General features: G+C 65.8%; 18 protein-coding genes and 1 other RNA gene. 6 read left to right on the forward strand and 13 right to left on the reverse strand.

The window, feature by feature from the left end:
- Nucleotides 1-217: 217 nt before the first annotated feature.
- From FHY19_RS02015 to FHY19_RS02040, 6 genes are all read right to left on the reverse strand, one after another.
- Nucleotides 218-2,050, reverse strand: coding sequence for an ABC transporter ATP-binding protein (locus FHY19_RS02015; RefSeq protein WP_259163841.1), 1,833 nt, complete (start codon nt 2,048-2,050; stop codon nt 218-220).
- Nucleotides 2,051-2,241: 191 nt separating this feature from the next.
- Complete coding sequence (locus FHY19_RS02020; RefSeq protein WP_259161125.1) at nt 2,242-2,838, reverse strand: plasmid pRiA4b ORF-3 family protein; 597 nt, start codon at nt 2,836-2,838, stop codon at nt 2,242-2,244.
- Nucleotides 2,839-3,056: 218 nt separating this feature from the next.
- Entirely contained in the window at nt 3,057-6,128 is a 3,072-nt protein-coding gene (locus FHY19_RS02025) for an efflux RND transporter permease subunit (RefSeq protein WP_259161126.1), read from the reverse strand.
- On the reverse strand, nt 6,125-7,228 hold the full coding sequence (locus FHY19_RS02030) for an efflux RND transporter periplasmic adaptor subunit (RefSeq protein WP_259161127.1): 1,104 nt from the start codon (nt 7,226-7,228) through the stop codon (nt 6,125-6,127). The genes FHY19_RS02025 and FHY19_RS02030 overlap by 4 nt, the downstream gene beginning before the upstream one ends.
- 25 nt (nt 7,229-7,253) lie before the next feature.
- Entirely contained in the window at nt 7,254-8,090 is an 837-nt protein-coding gene (locus tag FHY19_RS02035) for a MipA/OmpV family protein (protein WP_326521101.1), read from the reverse strand.
- A gap of 11 nt (nt 8,091-8,101) precedes the next feature.
- Nucleotides 8,102-9,562, reverse strand: coding sequence for an efflux transporter outer membrane subunit (locus tag FHY19_RS02040; protein WP_259161129.1), 1,461 nt, complete (start codon nt 9,560-9,562; stop codon nt 8,102-8,104).
- 105 nt (nt 9,563-9,667) lie between these two features.
- On the opposite strand from FHY19_RS02040, the gene FHY19_RS02045 reads away from it, so the two are divergent.
- Both FHY19_RS02045 and FHY19_RS02050 read left to right on the forward strand, forming a co-directional pair.
- Nucleotides 9,668-10,357, forward strand: coding sequence for a response regulator (locus FHY19_RS02045; RefSeq protein WP_259151393.1), 690 nt, complete (start codon nt 9,668-9,670; stop codon nt 10,355-10,357).
- Nucleotides 10,354-11,547, forward strand: a complete 1,194-nt coding sequence (locus tag FHY19_RS02050) for an ATP-binding protein (RefSeq protein ID WP_259161131.1) — start codon at nt 10,354-10,356, stop codon at nt 11,545-11,547. The genes FHY19_RS02045 and FHY19_RS02050 overlap by 4 nt, the downstream gene beginning before the upstream one ends.
- A gap of 61 nt (nt 11,548-11,608) precedes the next feature.
- Here FHY19_RS02050 and FHY19_RS02055 read toward each other — a convergent pair whose 3' ends face one another.
- Both FHY19_RS02055 and FHY19_RS02060 read right to left on the reverse strand, forming a co-directional pair.
- On the reverse strand, nt 11,609-12,874 hold the full coding sequence (locus FHY19_RS02055; protein ID WP_259161133.1) for a cation:proton antiporter: 1,266 nt from the start codon (nt 12,872-12,874) through the stop codon (nt 11,609-11,611).
- 231 nt (nt 12,875-13,105) lie between these two features.
- A complete protein-coding gene (locus tag FHY19_RS02060) occupies nt 13,106-13,567 on the reverse strand; it encodes an Lrp/AsnC family transcriptional regulator (protein ID WP_259151399.1) in 462 nt (153 codons plus the stop codon).
- 240 nt (nt 13,568-13,807) lie between these two features.
- Here FHY19_RS02060 and panB point away from each other — a divergent pair, with 240 nt between their 5' ends.
- Entirely contained in the window at nt 13,808-14,665 is an 858-nt protein-coding gene (gene panB, locus FHY19_RS02065; protein WP_259151400.1) for a 3-methyl-2-oxobutanoate hydroxymethyltransferase, read from the forward strand.
- 104 nt (nt 14,666-14,769) lie between these two features.
- Here panB and FHY19_RS02070 read toward each other — a convergent pair whose 3' ends face one another.
- Both FHY19_RS02070 and rraA read right to left on the reverse strand, forming a co-directional pair.
- Nucleotides 14,770-16,344, reverse strand: coding sequence for a serine hydrolase (locus FHY19_RS02070; protein WP_259161136.1), 1,575 nt, complete (start codon nt 16,342-16,344; stop codon nt 14,770-14,772).
- Nucleotides 16,345-16,366: 22 nt separating this feature from the next.
- Nucleotides 16,367-16,861: a ribonuclease E activity regulator RraA gene (rraA, locus tag FHY19_RS02075; protein ID WP_259163850.1), complete on the reverse strand. Its 495-nt coding sequence runs from the start codon at nt 16,859-16,861 to the stop codon at nt 16,367-16,369.
- Between the two features lie 189 nt (nt 16,862-17,050).
- Here rraA and FHY19_RS02080 point away from each other — a divergent pair, with 189 nt between their 5' ends.
- The 3 genes from FHY19_RS02080 (at nt 17,051) to FHY19_RS02090 (ending at nt 19,070) form a co-directional block, all read left to right on the forward strand.
- Nucleotides 17,051-17,884, forward strand: a complete 834-nt coding sequence (locus FHY19_RS02080; RefSeq protein WP_259161138.1) for a DUF72 domain-containing protein — start codon at nt 17,051-17,053, stop codon at nt 17,882-17,884.
- A gap of 115 nt (nt 17,885-17,999) precedes the next feature.
- Nucleotides 18,000-18,076: non-coding RNA, sX9 sRNA (locus FHY19_RS02085), on the forward strand.
- Between the two features lie 46 nt (nt 18,077-18,122).
- Entirely contained in the window at nt 18,123-19,070 is a 948-nt protein-coding gene (locus FHY19_RS02090) for a DMT family transporter (RefSeq protein WP_259161140.1), read from the forward strand.
- A gap of 402 nt (nt 19,071-19,472) precedes the next feature.
- Here FHY19_RS02090 and FHY19_RS02095 read toward each other — a convergent pair whose 3' ends face one another.
- The 3 genes from FHY19_RS02095 to FHY19_RS02105 form a co-directional block, all read right to left on the reverse strand.
- A complete protein-coding gene (locus tag FHY19_RS02095; RefSeq protein ID WP_259161141.1) occupies nt 19,473-20,543 on the reverse strand; it encodes a sensor domain-containing diguanylate cyclase in 1,071 nt (356 codons plus the stop codon).
- A 115-nt stretch (nt 20,544-20,658) separates the two neighbouring features.
- Nucleotides 20,659-21,381 carry a pseudouridine synthase gene (locus FHY19_RS02100; RefSeq protein ID WP_259151406.1) on the reverse strand — a complete coding sequence of 241 codons (723 nt, stop codon included), beginning with the start codon at nt 21,379-21,381 and terminating at the stop codon, nt 20,659-20,661.
- A gap of 79 nt (nt 21,382-21,460) precedes the next feature.
- Nucleotides 21,461-23,866 carry an EAL domain-containing protein gene (locus FHY19_RS02105; RefSeq protein ID WP_259161142.1) on the reverse strand — a complete coding sequence of 802 codons (2,406 nt, stop codon included), beginning with the start codon at nt 23,864-23,866 and terminating at the stop codon, nt 21,461-21,463.
- Nucleotides 23,867-23,988: the final 122 nt, after the last annotated feature.

The raw sequence follows: 23,988 nt of genomic DNA on the forward strand, positions 1-23,988 counted from the left end.
CGGGAGAGCGGCTACTGCCTGGTTTGATGCATGTTCCTTCTCCCGCGCGCGGGAGAAGGTGCCCCGAAAGGGCGGATGAAGGTGCGGGCGAAGCCTCTTGTGGCTGAACCAGCGAGCGGCTTCGCCCCGTACCCTCACCCCAACCCCTCTCCCACAGGAGAGCGGGCTTGCCAACGCCGTTGCTGCCGTTCTTAAACAATCCCCCCAAGCAAGCTCATCATCCACCCGCCGCCACAAACCCGCCGGTCTGCCGCGCCCACAGGCGTGCATACAGGCCGCCCTGCGCGATCAGTTGCGCATGCGTGCCGGTCTCGACGATGCGTCCGGCATCCATCACCACCAGCCGGTCCATGCGCGCGATGGTGGACAGCCGGTGCGCAATCGCAATCACCGTCTTGTTGCCCATCAACGCGTCCAGGCTGTCCTGGATCGCCGCTTCCACTTCCGAATCCAGCGCCGAGGTGGCCTCGTCCAGGATCAGGATCGGTGCGTCCTTCAACAACACGCGCGCAATGGCGATGCGCTGCCGTTGACCGCCCGACAGCTTGACCCCGCGTTCGCCCACATAGGCATCGAAGCCGCGCCGGCCTTCGCCATCGACCAGCGTGTCGATGAAGCCTTCCGCGCGCGCCTTGCGCACCGCTTCCAGCATCTGCGCATCGCTGGCCTGCGGCCGGCCATACAGCAGGTTGTCGCGGATCGAGCGATGCAGCAGCGAGGTGTCCTGGGTCACCAGGCCGATCTGCCCGCGCAGGCTTTCCTGGGTGACCTGGGCGATGTCCTGCCCGTCGATGAGGATGCGTCCCTGCTCCAGGTCGTACAGGCGCAGCAGTACGTTGACCAGGGTCGACTTGCCCGCACCCGATGGCCCGACCAGGCCGATTTTCTCGCCGGCGCGCACCTGCAGATCCAGCCCTGCGATCACCCCGCCGCGCTTGCCGTAATGGAAATGGATGTGCTCGAACTGCACTTGTCCTTGCGTCACCTGCAGCGGCACCGCATCGGGCGCGTCCTGCACCAGCACCGGCTGCGAAATGGTCTGCATGCCGTCCTGCACGCTGCCGATGTCTTCGAAGATGCCGTTGACCGTCCACATGATCCAGCCGGACATGTTGTGGATGCGGATCACCAGGCCCGTGGCCAGGGTGATCGCGCCGACGCTGATCTGCCCGCGGCTCCACAGCCACAGCGCCAGTGCGCAGGTGCCGACGATCAGGAAGCCGTTGGCAACGGCAATGGCGGTGTCCATCGCCGTGGTCACGCGCGTCTGCCTGCGATGCTTGACCGCCAGTTCGTCGATCGCGTCGCGCACATAGGCTTGTTCGCGGCCGGCATGGGCGAACAGCTTGAGCGTGGAAATGTTGGTGTAACCATCGACGATGCGTCCGGTCGCCTTGGAGCGCGCATCCGATGCCACCCAGGCGCGCGCCTTCATGCGCGGCACGAAGAACGCCATCAACCCGACATACACCACCAGCCAGATCAGCAGCGGCGCCATCAGCCAGGGGTCGGCCTGCGCGAACAACCACAGCGCGCTGCCGGTATAGACCACGATGTACCAGAGCGCATCGACCATCTGCACCGCCGACTCGCGCAACGAGGTACCGGTCTGCATCACCCGGTTGGCGATGCGCCCGGCGAAATCGTTGTTGAAAAAGCCCAGGCTCTGCCGCACCACGTAGTTGTGCATCAACCAACGCGAGCGGTTGCTCAGGCCCGGCACGATCGCCTGGTTGACCAGCAGATTGTGCAGCCCGGTGAACAGCGGCCGCGCCACCAGCGTGATCGCCGCCATCCAGAGCAGTTCGCCGGCATGACGGCGGAAGAAGTCCGCCCCGGGCCGCTCGGCCAGCATGTCCACGATGCGCCCGAGGAAGTCGAACATCGCCACTTCCACCAAGGCCAGCAACAGTCCGGCGATCAGCGTGGCCAGCAGGATCGGCCATAACGGCCGCAGATAATGCAGATAGAAACGCCACACACTGCGGGGCGGCATCTCCCGCTCGATGGGCGGGAAGATATCGATCAGGGACTCGAACCAGCGGAACATTGCAGACACTTTCGGGAAACACCGGGCGATCAGGCTAGCTGATCGCGCGTCAAGCTGCAGTGGCGCTGGCGTTGGACGTGTGCATCATCGCGTGCACGGCAGGCTGCCATGCACGCGACGGGCAAGCGGGTCCGTCGCATCGGACTGCCAAGGCCATGCATGGCCTGGATAACACGGCAGGTCAGGAGGCGTCAGTCGCGAACACGCGCAAGCAAACGATTGATCTCGTCCAGCTCGAAACGGCCTGGATCCAGGCGCCCCCCCAGGGTGGCCAGCTCCTGCACGTGTTGCGCATGATCCGGGTCGGCGATGATCTGCAGCAACGCCTGGTAACTGTCGATTCCTTCGCTGCTGTCCGGAGGGCAGGCATTGGCACCATCCACGCAACGCGCTGCGCGCAAGCCCGCATCAGGCGGCAGGATCGCCTCGACCTGGACGCGGTGCTGCCAGCCCTCGCCGCGACCGTAGAAATAGTCGAACCGCTCCAGCTCGCCCACTGCGCTTTCCAGCGTGGCACGGGCCGCATGCTTGAGCCGCGGTCGGTCCGGAACATCCAGCCCGGACTCGCCGTAGCGGCCGCCGCCCAGGTCGAATTCGTAAGGATGCGCAGCGTTCCAGCCCATCACCGGTTGCAGCACGCGATGCAGCGTGGCCAGGCGCAGCGCCCCCGGCACCAGCACGCGCCGCCAGATCAACGGTGCGCTATCCACCAGCGAAACATGCAGCTGATACACCGGCGCGGGCGCGGGCGCCACCTGCTGCGCAGCTTTCTTCTTGGCCTTGGTCATCGGGTCTTGGTCGCCTGTTTCGACGCCAAGTATGGCGCGCGCAGGCCGCGCCTGCATCGCAGTGGCACGGTCAGGCGCCAACGGCGCAGCAACCTGCCCGCACAACCGCTGCATGCAGCACGCTGCGACATGCTGCCCGACCGATGATGGACGATGCCGCAGACCGCGGTGCCAGCACCGTCCAGCGTACGCCACCGAACACCTTTGCCGACCCTGATTTACGCCGCATCCGCTCCACGCCCCGGCAGGTGCAGGCCGAACAGCACGTCGTACAGGATCGGAATCAAGCCCAGCGTTACCAAGGTGCCCAGCGCCAGGCCTCCGATCATGGTGATGGCCATGCCGGTCCACAGCGGGCCTGCGAACAGCATCAGCGGGATCAGGCCGACGATGCAGGTGAGCTTGGTCATCACGATCGGACGCAGGCGCTTGACCGCTGCAGTGACCACCGCTTCGCGGCGCGGCAGGCCATCGGCCAGTTCGGCCTCGATGCGCTCCAGCAGCAGTACCGCGTTGTTGACGATGATCCCGGCCAGCGCCAGCAAGCCGAAGGTGGCCATGAAGCCGAACGGATACCCGGTGATCACCAGCGCCAATGCCGCACCGATCAGCACGAACGGCACCGCCGACATCACGATGAACAGCTTGCGGAACGAGTTGAACTGCCACACGAACAGCAGCAGGATGGCGCCCAGTGCGTGCGGCATGTACTGCAGCAGGGCCTGATTGGCCTCCGCAGAATCCTCCAGCTCGCCACCGATCTCCAGCCGATAGCCGGGCGGCAGCTTGAGCGCGGCCATCGGCGCCGACAGCCGCTCGACGATGTCGGTCGCAGTCAACCCTGGATTGCGTGCGGTGACCGTGATCGCTCGACTCAGGTTGCGCCGCTGGATCGCCGAAGGCTCGCTGTCGCGCAGCACCGTGGCCACTGCCGCCAGCGGCACCGGCGCACCACCGGCTTGCGGGTACACCAGGGTGTCGCCGGGCGTGCCATCGGCCGCGCGCTCCTGCGCACTGCCACGCAATACGATCGCTGCCGAGCTGCCGTCGTCGCGCAGCAACGAGGCGTCCACGCCGCTGTAGCGCGCCTGCAGCGCTTGGGCGACATCTTCGCTGCTCACGCCGGCACGCCGCGCCCTGAGCTGGTCCACCTGCACCACGTAGCGTGGAATACGCGCCTGCCAGTCGTCCTGTACATCCACGGTGCCCGGCACTGCGCGCAGCGCCTTTGCAATGGCCACCGCACTGCTGCGCAGTACCGCTTCGTCGGGGCCGACCACCCGATACACCGCCATCCCGGCTTCGGTCGCGCCCAGCGAAAACCGCTTCGGTTCGGCGCGTACCGCGGGGAAGGCGCTGCGGACATGCGCGCGTACCCGTGCAATGACTGCATCGATGTCGGTGCCGGGCCGCACGCTCACGGTGAAATACGCCATATTGGCCGCCGGCAATGGTGGATTCAGGCCCAAGACGATGCGCGGGCCGCCGTCGGCGACATAGCCGATGCTGTCGGCAACCTCCGGGTTGGCGCGGCGATCGGCCAACCAACGGCTCAACTCGCTCACCGTGCGCAGGGTTTCACGCGAATCTGTGCCCGCCTGCAAGGTCACCGGCATCTGGAACTGCAGACGATCGGACTTGGGCAGGAAATCGTAAGGAATCGACACCAGCACCGTGACCGCCACCGCCAGCATCGCCACCATGCCGGCGATGAACAGCGTCTTGTGCATCAGCACGCGCTCGATGAGGCGGCGGTAGCCGCGATAGAACCGCGACGGCGCCTGCTCGCTGCTGTGCGCGACGTGCACCTTGGCGAAATACATGCACAACAGCGGCGTCACCGTGATGCTGAGCAGCCACGACCCCAGCAAGGTCACGCCGAGCACGGTCGCCAGCGAGCGCAGGTATTCGTTGGTGCTGGTCTGGCCGAAGAAGAACGGCGAGAACGCCAGCACGATCACCAACGAGGAGGTCAGCAACGGGGTGGCCAGGGTGCGGCCGGCAGCGATGCAGGCCTGACGTCGCTCTTCCCCGGCGACCAGGCGGCGCTCGATGTCTTCGGCAATGACGATGCCGTTGTCCACCAGCAGGCCCAGCGCCAGGATGATCGCCGCGATCGATACCGTCTGCAGTTCCACGCTCAGCACACGCATCACGATCAGCGAGGCGAAGATGGTCAGCGGCACGATCGCGCCGACGATCAAGCCGGTGCGCCAGCCCAGGAACAGCATCACCACCGCCATGACGATGACAATGGTTTCGCCCATGACGTGGTGCATCTTGTCCATCTCGCGCTCGACCACGTCGGCCTGGAAGGTGACCACGTGTTGCGCGAACCCTGCGGGTAGCTGGTGCGCGGTCTCGTCCAGCTTGGCGCGCAGCGTTTTACCGAACTCGGCGATATTGCTGCCAGGCTTCATCGCCACCGACACCACCACCGCTGGCTGGCCCTGGTAGACGGCCGCGCTTTCCGGCAGGTCGGCCGGCATCACCTGCACCTGCGCCAGCTCGCCCAAGGTCACCTCGCGCGCGCCGGTGGCGTCAGCTGTCGGCAAGGTCAGCAACAGGTTCTGCAACTGCGCAGGCGTGCGTATCTCACCGGAAGTCGCAACCGTCATCGCCAGCCCCGACACCGTCGTCTGCCCGCCGGAGGCCACCACATTCTGCGAGCGCAACTGCGCCATCACGCCGGCCGGGCTCAGGCCGGTGGCCAGCAGCCGCGCGCGATCGAACGCCACGTAGACACGCTCGTCCTGCAGCCCGTACAACCTCACCTGCTCCACGCCCGGCAAGGTGTACAGCTGCTCACGCATGCGCCGCAGCGGCGCACGCATCTCGCTCATCGAAAAGCCCGGCGCCGTCACCGCAATCGAGGCCACCGACACCCGGCCGAAGTCGTCGTCGATCAATGGCCCGAGCGTTCCCGCAGGCAGCTGCGCACCGGCCTCGGTCGCCTTGGCGCGCACGCGCTGCCACAACGCCGGCAGATCCTGCACGTCGTCGTAGGCGGTCAGCTGCACGATCGCGTTGCCGGGCCGCACCGTGGTCACGATGCGCTTGATGCCGGCCAGTTCGCGCAAGCGCTCTTCGATCGGGCGCGCCAACAGGGTTTCCACCTGCTCGCTGGGCATGCCCGGAAACGAGGCCGACACGACAGTGTCGCGGACGGTGACCGACGGTTCTTCCTGCGAGGGAAAGCCGAGAAACGCCACGATGCCGCCAACCAGGATCATCACTGCCGCAAACAACGTCAGCCGGCTCGACGTCATCGCCATCCGGGTCAGCATCATGGCGCCGGCACTCCGCCCAGCTGCGTCTGCGCCTGAAACGGCATCACCGGCTGGCCATCGATCAAGAAGCCCACGCCCGTGCTGACCACCTGTTCGCCTGCCTGCAATCCGCGCTGGACCTGGATCCGGCCGCCGACGATCGACCCGAGCTCGACCGCACGCTCGACCACGATCCGTTGTGCCGGCCGATACACGAACACGCTGGCCTGTTGACGATTGAGCCTGGGCAATACCGCCGACAGCGGCACGCTGGGCGCGCCTGCGGCATGTGCAGGCAATTGCAGCAGGACACTGCCGCCGCTGCGCAACGCGTGTGGCGCGCGCACCACCTCAAGAATCGCCAACGCAGTGGCGCCGTTATCCAGGCGGCTGGACAGGCTGCGCAGTCGCAACGTCAGCGGCACCGCAGGCTCGTCGGCCAGTGTGGCCTGCACGGTTTGCCCTGGCGTCAGCCCGGCGGCAGCAACGGGCGGCAGATTGGCCAGCAATTGCAGATGCGCCTGCCCTTCCACCTGCAGCACCGCCTGCCCCGCCGCCACATCGGCCTGCGGTTGCTGCAGGCGTGCGATCACACTGCCATCGAACGGTGCGCGCAACTCGCCCAGACGCGATGCGCGGCGCGCAAGCGCCAGGTCGGCCTTTGCCACCTGCAGCTGCGCGCTTGCCGCATCCGCCGCCGCACGTGCCGCGGTCAGCGTGGCCGCAGAGCTGGCGCCATCGTCGAACATGGCCTGCTGCTGGCGCAGTTGCAGCTGCCGCTCGCCAGACTGTGCCATCGCTGCACGCAGGTTCGCGTCGGCCTGCTGCTGGCGCAGCTGCAGCGGCTCGGCATCCAGACGTGCCAGTACCTGCCCTTTCTGCACACGATCGCCCACATCCACCAGCACGGCGGCGATGCGTCCGCCGCTTTCGAATGCCAACTCGGCGCGCTGTTGCTGACGCACCATCGCCGGCACCTGCAGCCAGCCGTCGTGGCCGGCACCGAAGCGCTCCAGCTTGACCGCCCGCGGTGTCTCGGCAGCCGGTGCATCCGCTTGGCTGCAACCGGCCAGCACGAGCGACAGAACGCACCACGCCATGCTGCGAAAAAAATCCTTCATCACGCTCTCCCCTGCCATGCGCCGCTCAGCGGCTATAGGTCACTGCAACCGTGCCGCTGACGAAACTGCGGCGTACAACCAGTGGGCTGTCCTCAGCGTTGTCGGCATAACGTGTTCCGGTCACGCCCACCGTGGTCGCCCAGTGATCGCCCAGCGAGTGCGTCCAGCTGCTCCCCACCGCAGCGGCATAGACACCGGACCCTGCATTGAAGCCCTGCAAGCCCGAGCGTGCCGCCTGCGCATCGGTGACACCGAAGTACGCCTGATTGAAACGACGGTCACCGGCATGCACGTCCAGATCCAGCGTCACCGTGTCGCTGGCGCTGTGCAGCAGGGTGAACTCCATCCCGGCGCGATAGCGATTGCGCCGCGCATCGTCCTTGAGCGCGAATTCGGCTTCCGCATTGACGTTGAGGTACGGGGTGATCTGCTGCATCACCAGCGTGCGCGCCGTGACCGATCCCGGCACGTCGCCCATGCCGGCCAACAGCCGCGAACCCGCACGCCAGTCGTTGTCGCGTTGCAGCCGGCCCAGGTCGTAATACATCGATTGCGACGCATAGAAGCCGGAGTCGCTCTGGAATTGCAGCCCCGCGCCACGCGCGGTATCGAAGAACAGCATCCCGCGCTGGACCACCAGCACCGGGTTGGCCTGCACGCGGGCGCGCTCGGCGCCGGCATAGCGCGGCGCCGCAACCGCTGCCGCGCCCACGGTGATCTCGGTATGGTCGCCCAGCAGCCGCGAGCTGCCGGTCAGATCGGTCTGCGCGTGCGCAAGGCACGGTGGCAACAGGCCGGAAGCCAACAGCGACACGTGCAGGGCAGCGCGACGATACAGCTGCGTGGAAAACACAATGGCCATGAAAATCTCCGTCAGCAATCAACAAAAGGGGGCAGGCAAACGCCGTAGAACGCCTGGAACAGCGCGATCCGGCTCAGCACGCGCTGGCGTGCGGTGGTCAGGTAATCCAGTTGTGCCTGCGTCGTGCGCAGGCGCTCGGTCAACAGCGTGGTGCGGTCTTCCAGGCCTGCATCCACGCGCCTGGCCATCCGCGTCACGCGTAACTGCTCACGCTCGGCCTGCGCACGCACGCGTGGCTCGGACTCGGCCAAGGTGGCGTGTGCGTCGAGCGCATCGGCAACCTCGCGGAAGGCGGATTGAATCGCCTGTTCGTAGGCAGCGACATCGGCGCGCTGGCGTACCTGCGCCAACGCAAGATTGGCGCGATTGCGGCCGCCATCGAACAACGGCAGATTCAATTGCGGGCTGAAGCTCCACATGCCGTGGCCGGCGGAAAACAGCCCATTCAAGCCGTCGCTGGCGGTGCCCACGCTGCTGCTCAGGGTGATCGATGGAAAGAACGCAGCGCGTGCGGCGCCGATATCGGCGTTTGCCGCGCGCAGTTCCAGTTCCGCCTGCTGGATGTCCGGGCGTTGCAGCAACAGCGAGGAATCCAGCGCACGCCATGCCGTGCTGGACGTGTCTGCGGCAACCAGGCGCTGCAGGTCTCCGGGCACCGGCGCGCTGTCGTAACCGGCCAGCAACTGCAGCGCACGCAACGCCGCAGCGTGGTCGTCGGCCCCCTGCAGTGCCGCGACGTGCGCCTGGTCGGCCTGATGTTGCTGGCCATCGCGCTGCTCGCGTGCCATCAGCCCGATCCGGTACTGCTGCTGTGCGATCGCCAGCAGCGCAGCGCTGTCGGCATCGGCAGCTTGCAACTGCTGCAGCGCCTGGGCGCTTGCCCGTTCGGCGGTGTAGGCGCGCAGCACCTCGGCAATCAGCGCGCCACGCGCCGCATCGCGTCCATAGGTGCTGGCCAGATAGCGCTGCCGCGCCGCCTCGGACATCGCCTGCAGCTTGCCGAAGAAATCCAGCTCGACATTGCCGATACCCGCGTTGGCGACCACCAGATCCTGCTGATAGCGTGCGTCCAGGGCCGGATCGTCGAAACGCTGCCGCAGCTGTTGTGCGCCCACGCCGATGGTGGGTACACGCGCCGCCCGCTCGATGCGGTAGTGCGCCCGTGCCTGCTCCACCTGCAAGGCGGCGCGACGGAAGTCGCTATTGTGCGCAAGCGCGCGTTGCAGCAGCGGCCGCAGATCGCGATCCGGCGCGAACGCCTGCACAAATGCGCGTTCCTGCAGAGTCAGCTCGATACCCACCGGCGCGCTCGGTGCCGCGGCGGCCACCGCCTGCCCGCTGCCGAAGGTGCCCGGCACGGTCACCGCCGGTCGCTGGTAAGCAGGCGTCAATGAACAGCCGCCCAGCAGCACGGCAACTGCCGCAAGATGCAGGGCGCGGGAACAACGATGCGCAGTCATTTGTGGAATCATGGTGTCGGAGTAAACGAGCCAATCTCGACCGACATCCTCGACCTGCAGCGTCCAGGTTGTTTTCGGGATTTATCCAGATTTGATCCAGACGACAGGCACCACGCCATGACGGGCAAAAAGGTTCTGCTGGTGGAAGACGACGCCGATAGCGCCAGCATCCTGGATGCCTATCTGCGTCGCGACGGCTTCGACGTTGCCATCGCTGGAGACGGCGAGCGGGCGATACACCTGCATCGCCAGTGGGCGCCGGATCTGGTGCTGCTGGACGTGATGCTGCCCAAGCTCAGCGGGATCGAGGTGCTGTCGGCGATCCGTCGCGCCGGCGATACGCCGGTCATCATGGTGACCGCCATCGGCGACGAGCCGGAGAAGCTCGGAGCACTGCGTTACGGCGCCGACGATTACGTGGTCAAGCCGTACAGTCCCAAGGAAGTGGTCGCGCGCGTGCATGCGGTGCTGCGCCGAAGCGTGGCAGTGCGTGCGCCGGGCGAGCCGTTGCGGCACGGCCGCCTGAGTGTGGACCCGGCCGCAGTCGTGGCAACCGTGCAACGCGAAACCGGCGACAGCGTTGCACTCGACCTGACGCCGACCGAATTCAATCTGCTCGCGTCGTTGCTCAAGACCCCGTTCAAGGCATTTACCCGCAGCGAATTGCTCGATGCCTGCCTGCCCGACAGCGATGCATTGGAACGGGTGGTGGATTCGCACATCCACAACCTGCGCCGCAAGCTGGAAGTGCACGGCATCACCGGCGTGCTGGTCACCGTGCGTGCAGTGGGATACCGCTTCCAATGAACGCCCTGCGGCGCTTCATTGCCCGGCGTCGGCAAGCGCCGCTGTGGATGTGGGTCGGCTTGCGGATGAGCGCGCTGGCGGTAGTGACCGTGGTGGTGATCGCCTTCGGCATGTGGTGCTATTTCAATCTGCGCGACAACCTGATCCTGCGAAAATTGCCAGCGGCTGCACGTACCGAACTCGAACAACTGCGCGAACAACCCACTGCGAACGAGGCGCGTCTGTGGCAGTTGTTCCAGCAATACTACGATGTGGAAAATTTCCTGCCCGGACTGGCCAACCCGGATTGGTGGATGCTGTGGGCCATGGTGACGCTGTCCATCCCGGTGATAGTGGTCTGCGGCCTGCTCGCATCGCGTCCGCTCTCGCGGCAATTTTCACAGGTCGCCAGCGCCGCGCACCGGGTCAGCGATGGCGACTTCAGCGCACGCGCGCAGCTGGTGGCCGGCGCACCGGACGAGCTCACCGCGCTGGCGAACGACTTCAACGCCATGAGCGGCAAGCTTCAGCAGTACGAACGCGAATTGCGCGACTCCAGCGCAATGCTGGCGCATGAATTGCGCACACCGCTCAATGCCGCCATGGGCCGTGTGCAAGGCATGCTGGACGAAGTCTTCCCACGCGACCCCGAACAACTTCGCCTGGTGCATCGTCAGCTGGAACAGATCAACCGACTGATCGGCGATCTGCACCTGGTGTCGCTGGCGCGCGCCGGTCAACTGGTGCTGGAGCCCGAAGACTTCGATCTCCACGAGCTGATGGCCGAGCAGGTGGAATGGGCTGGCCCGACAATCCATGCGTTGCAGATGACGATCACCGCTCCTGCGCCTTCCGGACTACGCGTCTACGCCGACCGTCATCGCCTGGGCCAGGTGTTTTCCATCCTGATCGACAATGCGCTGCGTTATGCCGCCGCGGGCAAAGCGCTGGACATCCAGATGGGTCGCGATGGCGGGCATGTGATCGTCACGTTCGGCGACCGCGGCCCCGGCGTGGAGCCTGCGCATCTGCCGCACCTGCTGGACCGCTTCTGGCGCGCGGACAGTTCACGCGCGCGGCACTCCGGCGGCAGCGGCCTGGGCCTGGCCATCGCCTCGGCCATCTGCCAGGCGCACGATGGCTGCCTGACCCTCAGCAATCGCTCCGGCGGCGGGCTGTTGGCGAGCGTGCGATTGCCACTTTCGCGCTGAGGCGTTCTCGCTTGCGTTGTACCGCTCGCAGCGGCCTGGCACCCCAGGCGGCTGCGCGCATTCACCGCTGTTGCAGACTCGGCACCGCGTCGGTCACGTTGGCGTGGCGGCGCATGATCCAGTTGAACAGCGGCGTGGCCATCAAGGTGGACAGGATCGCCATCAGCACCAGCACCGAGAACAACCCCTGCTCGATCACTCCGGCCTGCAAGCCGATATTGATGATGATCAGCTCCATCAAACCGCGTGCGTTCATCAACGAGCCGATCGCCATCGCATCGCGGTTGTTTTCGCCGGTGGCGCGCGCGGCGGCCCAGCAGGCCACGCCCTTGCCGATGAACGATGCCGCCAGGATGGCCACGCCGGCCAGCATGATCTGCGGCTGCAGCAAGACGCTGAGCTGGGTTTTCAGGCCCGAATAGGTGAAGAACAACGGCAGCAGCAACACCACCACGAACGGCTGCATCATCTCGCGCAGCTTCTCGGTCAGTGCGCCCTTGGGCAGGCACACGCCCAGCAGGAAGCCACCGAACACGGCATGGATACCGATCGCATCCATCGCCCAGGCGCTGACGCAGAACAGCATCAGCACGATCGCCAGCACGCTGTTGCTGAGCGGCTGATCCGGCACCACGTGATCGGCCAGGCGACGCAGCAGGTGCCGGCCGACAAACAGCATGAACAACGCATACGCGACGCCGCCGCCGATGGCCAGATACGCGCTGCCCCAGCTGCCGCCGAAGCTGGCCAGCACCACCGCCAGAATGCACCACGCCGCCGCATCGTCGAATGCGCCGGCGGTCAGTGCCAGCGTGCCCAATGGGCTATTGGTCAGGCCGCGCTCGTGGATGATGCGCGCCAGCATCGGGAAGGCGGTGATCGCAATGGCCGCGCCCAGGAACAGCGAGGCTTCCATCAGCTTGGCCTTCTCCGAGAACAGGCCTTGCACATTGAGCAACCACGGGCACATCGCAAAGGCCAGCGCAAACGGCACCGCGATGCCGGCCAGCGACACGCTCATCGCGCTGCGATAGCGCGCACGGAAGTGATCGCCGCGGAAGTCGGTACCGACCAGAAACATGTACAGGCCCACGCCGAACTGCGCGAACACGTACAACACATCCATGGTCTGCTTGGGGAACAGCGACGCTTGCAGCTGCGGCAACACCAGGCCGAACAATGAGGGGCCGAGCATCACCCCGGCAATCATCTCGCCCACCACCTGCGGCTGCCCGATACGCTTGGCCAGCATGCCCACCAGACGGCACACCAGCAAAATCGCTGCGGCCTGCAAAAAGAAGTACACCGACATCTGCGCAGTGGTCATGGGCCCGATGAGGTCCGAGTGAAGAAGCAGCGGATCATAGCGGTCTGCTCAAGCGGCCGATAGCCAAACGTGCCGTACCGGCCACCGAATCGGCGCAGCGCAGGGTGCCCACCGGCGCAGGCATCGCGGAACCGCAACGGGCCGCAACGTCGCTTTGCTCGAACGCAGATCACACAACCAAGGCAGCGGCGCTACGTACCAACTACTGACCCGGTTCGATTCGCATCGGCGCTAGCGTGGTGCAAGCGGCAGCGGACGGTCCTGCACCACATGCTTCATCACCAAGGTAGAGGTGAGGCGTTGAACGCTGGGCAGTGCCGACAGGCGCGTGTCGTAGAGCTGCTGAAACGCCGCCAGATCGCGCACCAACACATGCAACAGGTAGTCGGGATCGCCGAACAACCGCTGCGCCTGCACGACCTCAGGCACCTGCGCAACCGCAGCTTCGAACGCTTCGACACCGTGGCGGTCGCCCTCACGCAGGATCACGAAGACGATGGCGGAAAAATTCAACCCCACTGCGCTCGGGTCCAGCTGCGCACGATAACTCTTGATCACGCCGGACTGCTCCAGCGCACGCACGCGCCGGTGGCACGGAGACACGCTCAGACCGATGCGCTCAGCCAACTCGGTCACGCTGAGCCGGCCATCGGATTGCAGTTCGGCAAGAATGTGTCGATCGATCTCATCCATGCGCAATATCCTGCCTCAATCACAGGATTCTTCGCAAATAATTGGAAGCACTTTGCCGGTCATCAACGATATCATTTCGCACTCTAGCGTTTAACGATCCGTTTCTGCCGTTGAAGGTCGCGGTCCGACACGCTGGTCGGGCAGCCCATGCAAGCGCCGCCGCACGACAGGAAAGACCGCGCGCGTGTCGACGTTTGCCGACCGGTCGGCCCTCCCAACCCAACGTCATAAGGTCTCCCGATGCAACCGACTACGCGCGAACATCCCGCCCCTTACGGCACCGCACCCACTGCCGGCGTGCCGCTGCCGCGCGTACGCATCCCGCACTTGCTGCAGATGAAGAGGCGCGGCCAGAAGTGGGCAATGCTGACCGCCTACGATATGTACACCGCAGCGATCTTCGAAGACGCCGGGATCCCGGTGCTGTTGGTCGGCGACTCCGCGTCCAACAATGTCTATGGACACGACACCGCGTTACCGGTGACCGTGGACGAGCTGCTCCCGCTCGTTCGTGCGGTGACGCGCTCCACCCGCAGGCCTTTGGTGATCGCCGACCTGCCGTTCGGCTCCTACCAGGCCTCTGCCGAGCAGTGCTTCCATACCGCGGTGCGCTTCATGAAGGAGGGCGGCGCCCACGCAGTGAAGCTGGAAGGCGGCATCGACATGCTGCCGCAGGTGCGCAAACTCGCCAGCAGCGGCATTCCGGTCATGGCCCACATCGGCTTCACCCCGCAAGCCGAACACCAGCTTGGCGGCTATCGCGTGCAGGGCCGTGGCGAGGATGCACAGCGTTTGATCGATACCGCGCTTGCGTTCGAATCTGCCGGGGCATTCGGCCTGCTGATCGAAATGATTCCCGGCGATCTTGCCGCGCAGATCACCGCCGCGGTGTCCATCCCGACCGTCGGCATCGGTGCCGGCAACCGCTGCGATGCGCAAGTGCTGGTGTGGCAGGACATGGCCGGCTTGCGCAGCGGTCGCCTGCCACGCTTCGTCAAGCAATACGCAGATCTGCACGGCGTGCTGGGCAAGGCCGCACGCAGCTATGCCGCCGATGTGGAAGCCGGCAGCTTTCCTGCAGCCGAGCACACGTTTTAGAACATGCCCGCGCGCACCACCATCGGGTCGCAGGCATGGCGCACTGAAGCCCTGTGCGATCTGGACGATGGTTCGCTTGCACAGGTCGCGACCGACGCGGCGCCCTACTTCACCGGCGTCAGCAGCAGATCCTGAAAATCGAAGCTGAAATCGGTCAACGGCGAGATTGCCTGCATGCGCATCTCGCGCACCGCGCCGTCGGCAGTGAGCGCGAAATTGACGAAGGCATCGGCATTCAAGCCGCGGTCGTCCCAGCGCACGATAAAGCTGTCGTGCTGCCAATGTTCCAGCGTGCCAACCAGTTGCGCAGTGCTGGAAAACTGCATTCGCAGGCGCTTGCCGTCCTGACGGATCACCACATCGCCGTACCATGGGTCGCGATAGGTCGCTGCATAACTGCGCAACGGCAACGAGGGCGTGGAGCGTGACGCGCGCGCGTCCAGATGCTTCTTCCAGCTGGCATCCGCATCGCCGTCGGCTTTTTCCAAGGCCTTGGCATAGGCAGCAGTCCAGTCGGTTGCCGGCACCTGCAAGAACGCATCCAGCACCTGCAAGGTCACCGCATTGAATGCCGCACCCACTTCCTGATTGGTCAGCACCACCACGCCCAGCTTCTGGTCGGGTACCAGGGTCAACCGCGACACCATGCCCGGCCAGCCGCCGGTGTGCCACACCAACCGATGGCCACGATAATCGCTCAGAGTCCATCCCTCGCCATAGCCCGCAAAATTGGGGCGCGCGCCAGCCAGTTCGGGCACCGGCGGCTCGGTGATGGCGATCGGCGTGATCATCGACCACATCTCCTGCTGCCGCTTGGCGCTGAACAGCGGCGTGCCATCGGCCAACATGCCACCGGCCAGCTGCACCTTCATCCACAACGCCATGTCGTGCGCACTTGCGTAAATACCGCCGGCACCGGAATTGTTGGACCAGGTCAGCGGCGCAACGGTGCGCAGCTCGGTGAAGTCGTACTTGGCATGGCCCACAGCGGCGTTGTCGCCGGGCTGCAGATGGTCGGCGTTGAAGCGCGTGCCACGCATGCCCACCGGGGCGAAGATGCGCTGCTGCAAAAACGCGGCGTAGGACTGCCCGGAGACCTGCTCGATCACCTTCTGCGCGACGGCGTACAGGATATTGTCGTACGCATAGCGGTCGCGAAACCCGCCGTTCAACGGCACCTTGGCCAGGCGCTGCACGACCTCTTCGGTGCTGTAGCTGGTGGTCGGCCAGAACAACAGGTCGCCGGCGCCCAGGCTCAGCCCGCTACGGTGCGCGAGCAGATCGCGCACGCGCATCTCGCCACTGACATAGGGGTCGGACATCCGAAACCACGGCAGATGGTCGATGACCCTGTCGTCGAGCGACAGCTTGCCTTCGTCGGCCAGAATCGAGAGCGACGCTGCGGTGAACGCCTTGGTGTTGGAGGCGATCGCAAACAGCGTATCTGCCTGCACCGGCTCGGGCTTGCCGATCTCGCGCACGCCGTAGCCGCGTTCCAGCACCACCTGGCCATCCTTGACGATGGCTACCGCAATGCCCGGCACATCGAATTGCTTGCGTACCCGTTCCATCTGCGCATCGAATTGCTGCATGCCGGCCGGCAGGTCGGCCGCGTGCGTCGTTGTCACCAGGGTCGCCAGCATCAGCACGCCTCCCGTCAGCCATCGGTTCAAGATCACCGCCACACCTCTTCGTTGTCGATCAGATTGCGCCGCCGGCACTGTCCAGCGGCAGCGGCGCGACCAGCACGCCGTTGGTATCGGCGTACAACCAATGACCCGGCACGAACGGGACGCCGGCAAAATTCACCGGCACCTCCACCTCGCCCAGATCGCGCCGCTCGGTGCGCCGCGGGCAGGCGGCCAGTGCCAGCACGCCCAGCGGCAGCGTGGCCAGGATCTCGACGTCGCGCACGCAGCCGTGGATGAGCACTCCGGCCCAACCATGGGTAACCGCGTGCGCCGCGATCTGGTCGCCCAGCAGCGCATGTTTCAACGAGCCCTGGCCATCCACCACCAGCACCCGCCCCTCGCCCGGCGTAGAGGCCAGTTCGCGCACGCGCGAGTTGTCTTCAAAGCAGCGCACGGTCGCGATCGGCCCGCAGAACACGCTGCGCCCACCGAAGTGGCGGAACAACGGCTCGGCAACGGTCACCTCGGGAAAACGGTCACACAGATCGGGCGTGGTCCAGGTCATCGGTGCGGTCTCGATCGGCTGAGCAGGCATGGTAGCCGGCTGCGGTGGCGTCTGGGTGTCGCCAGGCGACATCGCCCGCTGGCAGCGTCGCTGTCACGCCCCATCCAACCCCGCTACGCCAGGCTATGGCTGTGGCCGCCGCCAGCCACATGCAATCGTGCATACCTCATGCCAGCGAGTATCCCTGCGATGACCGATCTGTTCGCTTCCGCGCCGCCCGCCCTGGACGGCATCCATGTCGGTATCGGCGGTTGGGTGTATGCGCCCTGGCGTGCAGGCATGTTCTATCCCGACGGCCTGGTGCAGCGGCGCGAGCTGGAATACGCCAGCCGCCACGTCACCGCCATCGAAATCAACGGCACCTATTACGGTGCGCAAAAACCGGCGACCTACGCGAAATGGCGCGATGAGGTGCCGCCCGGATTCGTGTTCTCTGCCAAGGCGCCGCGACGCATTACCCAGTCACGCACGCTGGCGGGCACCAAGGCGCAGGTGGAGGACTTCGTCGGCGGCATTGTCGAGCTCGGCGATACCCTGGGGCCGCTGGTGTGGCAATTCGAGCAGGGTCATCGGCTGCAGGCCGATGACCTGGATGCCTTTTTGACGCTGCTGCCCAGACGCGCAGGCCAACGCAGCCTGCGGCATGTGCTGGAGATTCGCGACCATGCAGCGGTGGATGCGTCGCTGCTCGCATTGGTGCGCCGCCACGGCGTGGCCACCGTGTTCACCGATTCGGACGAACATCCCTCCTTTGCCGATCTTTCCACCGACTTCGTCTACGCGCGCCTGATGCGTAGCCAGGCGCGCCTGCATGCCGGCTATCCGGCGCCGGCATTGAAACGATGGGCCGAGCGGATCCATGCCTGGCGACGCGGCGAAAACCCGGCCGATCTTCCGCATGTGGATCCCACGTCACCGGCGGCAGGCACGCCGCGCGAGGTGTTCGTGTTTTTCATCAGTGCGGCGAAGGAGCGCAATCCGGCGGCGGCGATGGCCTTGCTGAAAGAGCTGTCCGCTGGATAACGCGTTACCGGCATCGCTGCCTGCCCGGCGGATGCGTTGACCGAACGCGTTCGGGAGCAGCCGGCAACACGGCTGCGGTCAGCGCCAGGCAGGCCGGACCAGTGCCCGGCGCGGCATGTCCCACCCGTACATTTCGGTTCTGAGTGCGCAGTCCCTACCCAGCTGGCGGCTGCTCGCCAGGTTTTGTCGGCCGCTCCAGGCACGGCGCCGACCTTCGGCTTTTCGGCGACAATGGCGCATGCCCACGACCGACCTGCGCAAGGCGCAACTGCAAATTCATTTCTGCGTGCTGCTTTGGGGCATCACCGCGATCCTGGGCAAGTTGATCACGCTGCAGGCATTGCCGCTGGTGTGGTGGCGCATGTTGATCGTGGTGGCGGCCCTGGCGCTGTGGCCGCGGGTGTGGCGAGGCTTGCGCGGCCTGTCCACGCGCGTGGTGCTGGGCTATTGCGGCATCGGCGCCTTGGTGGCACTGCACTGGTTGACCTTCTATGGCGCGATCAAGCTGGCCAACGCATCGGTGGCGGCGACCTGCATTGCCCTGGCGCCGGTGTTCACTGCCGTGATCGAGCCATGGGTGACGCAGCGGCCGTTCCGTCCGCGCGAGTTGCTGTTCGGCCTGGCTGTCTTGCCGGGGGTGGCGCTGGTGGTCGGCGGCGTACCCGATGGCATGCGTGCCGGGGTGGTGGTCGGCGCGATTTCGGCCGTATTCGTCGGGCTGTTCGGCTCTCTCAACAAACGCATGGTGACCCATGCCGACCCGCTCACCGTCACCGCCCTGGAGCTGGGTGCCGGCACGCTGACCTTGACCGTGCTGGCACCGGCCATGCCGCTGCTGCTGCCATCCCTGCATGGCGATCTGTTGATGCTTCCCAGCCTGCACGATGGCGTGTTGCTGCTCGTACTGTCGCTGGCCTGCACCCTGCTGCCGTTTGCGCTGGCGCTGGTCGCGCTGCGCCATCTGAGCGCGTATTCGGTGCAGCTGGTGACCAATCTGGAGCCGGTCTACGCCATCGTGCTGGCCATCGCGCTGCTGGGCGAACAGCGCGAGCTCACGCTGCAGTTCTATCTCGGCGTGGCGATCATTCTTGGTGCGGTGTTCCTGCATCCGGTGCTGGAACGCCGGCGCAAGGTGGTGCACCCGGAAGTGCTGGGCACGGCCGAAGCCAAGAACATCGTCGACTGAGAGCGGCCAACACCACCATTGCGCTCACCGCCACGCTGGCGCAGCCGGTGCCCGGACTCGGCATGGGTCACCGGTATGCTCCGGTTCCGGGCGCGCCGTCGCCAATCCAGCCGACGGCGGTTCGCTATGGTTTATCTGCTACTGCAAGTAACGTGGCATCGCGCGACCGCGCCTCTACCGGCAGCGGTTGCAGTGCCGCGTAACACCTGAGCCAGGGCTCCGCAGCGAATGGGGGCGTCTTGATGCCTGAGCGTCAACCGACCTGCAGTCTCCAGTCCGCTGTCAGGGGCACGCTCGAAACCTCGAACGATGCAATGGTGCTTACCGACCATCGTCAAGCCCGCGCCAAAGCGTACCGCCCGGGCAGCGGCCCGCACCTGACGTGCAGGACAACGCCCACCCCTACTCCAGCGCAACTACCTGATCGCGGCCGCCGCGCTTGGCGGCATACAGGGCCTGGTCGGCACGCTTGATCACCGCTTCCACGCTTTCGTGCGGATACAACATGGCCACGCCGATGCTGACCGTCACCGGCAGCGCAATCGTCATTGTCGCCACGCTCTGGCGCAGATATTCGCACTGCACCCGTGCCTGCTGCAGGTCCACATTGGGCAGCAGCAACACGAACTCTTCGCCGCCGTAACGCGCGATGGTGCCGGCACCGGCCACATGCGCACGCAATAGCGCCGATAGCTCGCGCAGCACCAAATCGCCCTGGTCGTGCCCGTGCACGTCGTTGACCACCTTGAAGTGGTCCACGTCCAGCAGCGCCACCGACAGCGGCTGGTTGGCGATGCGCGTCTGCTGCGTCGCTGCCGCCAGTGCCGCGGTGAAGGCGCGGCGATTGGGCAGGCCGGTCAGCGGGTCGGTACGCGTCTGCTCGACCAGATCGGCGTTGACCGCTTCCATCGCGGCGTAATACTGCGCCATCTGCTGCTCGTACCATTCGCGCTCGCGCAACTGCCGACGCAGCTGCTTGCCGGCCAGACGCAGCTCCAGCAGATGCGAGGCCTGCCGCGACAACGCCTGCAGCGCGGCACGTTGGTCCTCGCGCAGCTGCGCCGGCGCCTGGTCGAACACGCACAACGAACCCAGCGGCATGCCTTCGCTGGTGACCAACGGCGCGCCAGCATAAAAGCGTACGGCGCCTTCGCCGGTGACCATCGGGTTGTCGAAAAAGCGCGGGTCCAGCAAGGTGTCTTCGACGGTCATCACCTCGTCCGGGCGCAGGATCGCATGCGCGCAGAACGAGATATCGCGTGGCGCTTCGCTACGCGGCACGCCGTGGGCCGCCTTGAACCACTGCCGCTGTTCGTCCACCAGCACCACCGCCGCCATCTGCGTCTGGCAGACGGTGGACGCCACCAGGGTCAGGTCGTCGAAGGCGCGCTCGGGTGGCGAGTCCAGCAACTCGTACTGGCGCAGGGCGATCAGCCGCTCGGCTTCGTTTCCCGGCAATTGCGGTTTGATCACGCGCTCAGCCCCCTGCTGACTCGTTAGTGGCGGCGATATGCCTAAACCCCGTGGAGCGATCCATCCGCGCGAGCACCATTGGCCGCTCGCACATCCGGCAGTTCATCCAACCGGCTTACCAATCGGTGCGCTGCGGCAACAAGCCGCGCAGTTCCGCATCGCTGAGGTTGCGCCATTGCCCCGGCTTGAGTGCGGCAAGCTTGATGTTGTCGATACGCACCCGCCGCAGCTGCGTGACCCGATAACCGAATTCGGCAGCCATCAGGCGGATCTGCCGGTTCAAGCCCTGCTCGAGCACGATGCGAAATCCGAACTTGGCGATACGCGCGGTGCGGCACGGCAAGGTGGTCTCGTTGTGGATGCGCACACCACGCGCCATGCCACGCAGGAATTCGTCGGTGACCGCCTTGTTGACCGCCACCAGATATTCTTTCTGGTGGCGATTTTCCGCGCGCAGGATCTCGTTGACGATGTTGCCGTTGCTGGTCATCAGGATCAGCCCTTCGGACTCCTTGTCCAGGCGGCCGATCGGAAAGATGCGCTGCTCGTGGCCGACGAATTCGACGATGTTGCCCTTGACCGAACTCTCGGTGGTACAGGTGATGCCCACCGGCTTGTTGAGCGCGATATAGACATGCTTGCGTCCACCGGGCTTCTTGGCCTCGCGCGCGCGCAGCGGCTGGCCATCCACCAGCACGGTGTCTTCCTCGCCCACCACCGCGCCGGTGCCGGCCACCATGCCGTTGACGGTGACGCGGCGCTCGCCGATCAGGCGGTCGGCCTCGCGACGCGAGCAGAAGCCGGTATCGGCGATATGTTTGTTGAGTCGGATTGTCATCGTTGGATTATCGGCCATTTGCAGCCTGCGACGCACACTGGCGCAGTAACGGCCCGGCGCGCAGCGCTGCCGGCGCGCCCTACCCGGTCACCGCCAGCATGGGCTGCGGCATGACCAGGTCTTCCAGCGGGCACGGGCGATGCAGGCTGAAGCCCTGCACCTGGCCCACGCCGGCGTCGCGCAGGCCGGGAATATCCGCCTCCGACTCCACCCCTTCGGCCACCACTTCGATACCCAGTGCCAAGCCAACCTGGGCGATGGAATGCACCGCAGCGCGGTCCACCGCGTCATGCGCGTAATTGCGCACGAAGCCGCAATCGATCTTCAACACATCGACGGTGAATTGCTTGAGGTAGCCGAACGAGGCCAGGCCGCTGCCGAAGTCGTCCAGCGCCACATGGCAGCCACGCGCACGCACGCTCTGCACGAAGCGCTGCGCATGTTCCAGGTCGCCGATGACGGCGGTTTCGGTGATTTCCATGCACAGCTTGGACACCAGCGTGGGATAGCGCTCGAACAGGGCGCAGACGAAATCGAGAAAATCCGGCTGCGCGATCGATTGCGCGGACAGATTGACGTGGCACAGGTCCAGGGTCGCCACATGCAGCGGGTTGTCAGCCAGCTGCGCGCACAAGGTTTCCAGCACATGGGCATCGACCATGCGCCCGAGCCCGTAGCGCTCCACCGCAGGCAGAAATTCGCCCGGGCTCAGCACCCGCCCATCGCGCGCGCGCATGCGCACCAGCACCTCGTACTGCAGACGGCCGGGGTCGCTCAGCACCTGGATCTTCTGCGCGTACAGCAGCAGCCGGTGTTCGGCGATCGCCTGCTGCACGGCGCTGATCCAGCCACCGTCATGCCGACGCCGCGCCAAGGCCAGATCGTTCTCGCCAAGACACCGGATCCGGTTGCGCCCTTCTTCCTTGGCGGCGAAACAGGCCAGGTCGGCCGCGGTCATCAATGCGTTGACGTCGTTGGCGCCCCGGCGGATTTCCACCACGCCAAAGCTGCAACTCGGCGTCAGCGGCCGACCGCCCTGATGGCTCCACGGCTGCCCCAGCACGCCATGCATGCGCTCCAGCAAGGCCTGCGCCTGCACCAGGTCGGTATTGGCCAGCAGGATCGCGAACTCGTCGCCACCCAGCCGCCCCAGCCAGTCGCCCGGACGCAACTGCATGGTGATGACGTCGGCGAAGTGGCACAGGAACTTGTCGCCGACCGCATGTCCGAAGGTGTCGTTGACCAGCTTGAAGTGATCCAGGTCGACGAAGCACAGCGCATGGCACAGCTGCGGCGATTGCGGCGGCTCGATCAGATGCAGCAGGCGGCGCTCGATCTCGCGCCGGTTGATCAAACCGGTCAAGGCGTCGTGGCGCGCATGGAAGGCGACCTCGTCGGCCAGTTCGTGCGCGTGCGAGACGTCTTCGATCACCGCCAGCACCAGCGTGGGTTCCTCCGGGCCAGGCTCCACCAGCGAGGCGCTCCAGCGGCCCCACATCACTTCGCCATCGGCGCGCAGGAAGCGCAGCTCGCCGGACTGCATCAGCCGCGGCCAGTCGATCGTGCCACGGCTGTCCAGCACGATGTCGTCCGGGTGCACCAGCTGGGCGAGCGTGGACGCCTGCAACTCTTCCGGGCGGTAGTGCAGGATATTGGCCATCGAGGCGTTGGCATCCAGCACGTGGCCGCGCAGGTCGAACTTGACCATCCCCAGCGCAGCCTGCTGAAACGCCGTGCGAAACCGGCCCTCGTGCGACAGCAGATAGTCGCGGATGCGGCGTATCGCCAGCACGCAGGTGATCAGCACCAACAACAAGGTGGCCAGGCTGCAGACCACCATCACGTCGTGCAGCAGCCGTGCGCAGCGGATCAGCTGCGCCTGGAACTGCGCTGCATCGCTGCGCATGCGGGCATCGAGCAGATGCAGTTCGTCGCGCAGGTCCTGCAGCGCGCGCGCATCCGGTCTGTTGGCGGCTTGCACGGAGGCAGCACGGTCGGCCAGTGCACTGAGCTTCAACAGATCGGCATCGGTGTGCTTCCACAGCGTGATGGCATCGCCCAGATACGGAATCATCTGGCCGTAGCGATACAGCCTGACCATTTGCGGCATGTCCTCACGGGCATTGCGACCGGCCGCAAGCCCGGCATACACCGCCGTCCAGGCAATCACCGGCTGTTCGACCGCATCGCGCGCCGCGCGATCGCCGAGCGGCACCTCCAGCGCACGGCAGGCGGCCTGCAGATCGCTCGGATCGCCGCTCACCAGGTAGCGCTCCAGCCAGTAGACCGACTCTTGCTGGGCATTGGACCAGTGGCCCTGACCGACAATCCAGGCGGTTGCTCCGGATTGGATCTCGATCGCCAGTGCAGAGAGCACGGCCATGCCGACAGCCATCGCCATCAGCAGCGCCAGAGGGAGCGTTAGCCAGCCGCGCACCATGTGCATGGTTTGGCCACTGCGTGTGCCGCGTGCTGACTGCGCCATTGCCATCCGTCCTTCACCGCCCCAGTGCGATTCAGGCGCCCAGTGGGCGCCTGAAGGCTGTAGCGGCCGCAATGGCCGAGTCTGTATGGCGGCGTCCGTTTGCCGGACGGCCGGCGGGAAAC

Source organism: Xanthomonas sp. 4461 (assembly GCF_024806475.1).
Lineage (GTDB): Bacteria > Pseudomonadota > Gammaproteobacteria > Xanthomonadales > Xanthomonadaceae > Xanthomonas > Xanthomonas arboricola_F.

Excerpts from the sequence above, each read along its gene's own strand:
- panB (WP_259151400.1), top strand. The coding sequence starts at position 13,808 with ATGCAACCGACTACGCGCGAACATCCCGCCCCTTACGGCACCGCACCC.
- FHY19_RS02030 (WP_259161127.1), bottom strand. The coding sequence starts at position 7,228 with ATGAAGGATTTTTTTCGCAGCATGGCGTGGTGCGTTCTGTCGCTCGTG.
- FHY19_RS02060 (WP_259151399.1), bottom strand. The coding sequence starts at position 13,567 with ATGGATGAGATCGATCGACACATTCTTGCCGAACTGCAATCCGATGGC.
- FHY19_RS02105 (WP_259161142.1), bottom strand. The coding sequence starts at position 23,866 with ATGGCGCAGTCAGCACGCGGCACACGCAGTGGCCAAACCATGCACATG.
- FHY19_RS02055 (WP_259161133.1), bottom strand. The coding sequence starts at position 12,874 with ATGACCACTGCGCAGATGTCGGTGTACTTCTTTTTGCAGGCCGCAGCG.
- FHY19_RS02015 (WP_259163841.1), bottom strand. The coding sequence starts at position 2,050 with ATGTTCCGCTGGTTCGAGTCCCTGATCGATATCTTCCCGCCCATCGAG.
- FHY19_RS02080 (WP_259161138.1), top strand. The coding sequence starts at position 17,051 with ATGACCGATCTGTTCGCTTCCGCGCCGCCCGCCCTGGACGGCATCCAT.
- FHY19_RS02040 (WP_259161129.1), bottom strand. The coding sequence starts at position 9,562 with ATGATTCCACAAATGACTGCGCATCGTTGTTCCCGCGCCCTGCATCTT.
- FHY19_RS02100 (WP_259151406.1), bottom strand. The coding sequence starts at position 21,381 with ATGACAATCCGACTCAACAAACATATCGCCGATACCGGCTTCTGCTCG.
- FHY19_RS02020 (WP_259161125.1), bottom strand. The coding sequence starts at position 2,838 with ATGACCAAGGCCAAGAAGAAAGCTGCGCAGCAGGTGGCGCCCGCGCCC.
- FHY19_RS02090 (WP_259161140.1), top strand. The coding sequence starts at position 18,123 with ATGCCCACGACCGACCTGCGCAAGGCGCAACTGCAAATTCATTTCTGC.
- rraA (WP_259163850.1), bottom strand. The coding sequence starts at position 16,861 with ATGACCTGGACCACGCCCGATCTGTGTGACCGTTTTCCCGAGGTGACC.
- FHY19_RS02035 (WP_326521101.1), bottom strand. The coding sequence starts at position 8,090 with ATGGCCATTGTGTTTTCCACGCAGCTGTATCGTCGCGCTGCCCTGCAC.
- FHY19_RS02050 (WP_259161131.1), top strand. The coding sequence starts at position 10,354 with ATGAACGCCCTGCGGCGCTTCATTGCCCGGCGTCGGCAAGCGCCGCTG.
- FHY19_RS02025 (WP_259161126.1), bottom strand. The coding sequence starts at position 6,128 with ATGATGCTGACCCGGATGGCGATGACGTCGAGCCGGCTGACGTTGTTT.
- FHY19_RS02045 (WP_259151393.1), top strand. The coding sequence starts at position 9,668 with ATGACGGGCAAAAAGGTTCTGCTGGTGGAAGACGACGCCGATAGCGCC.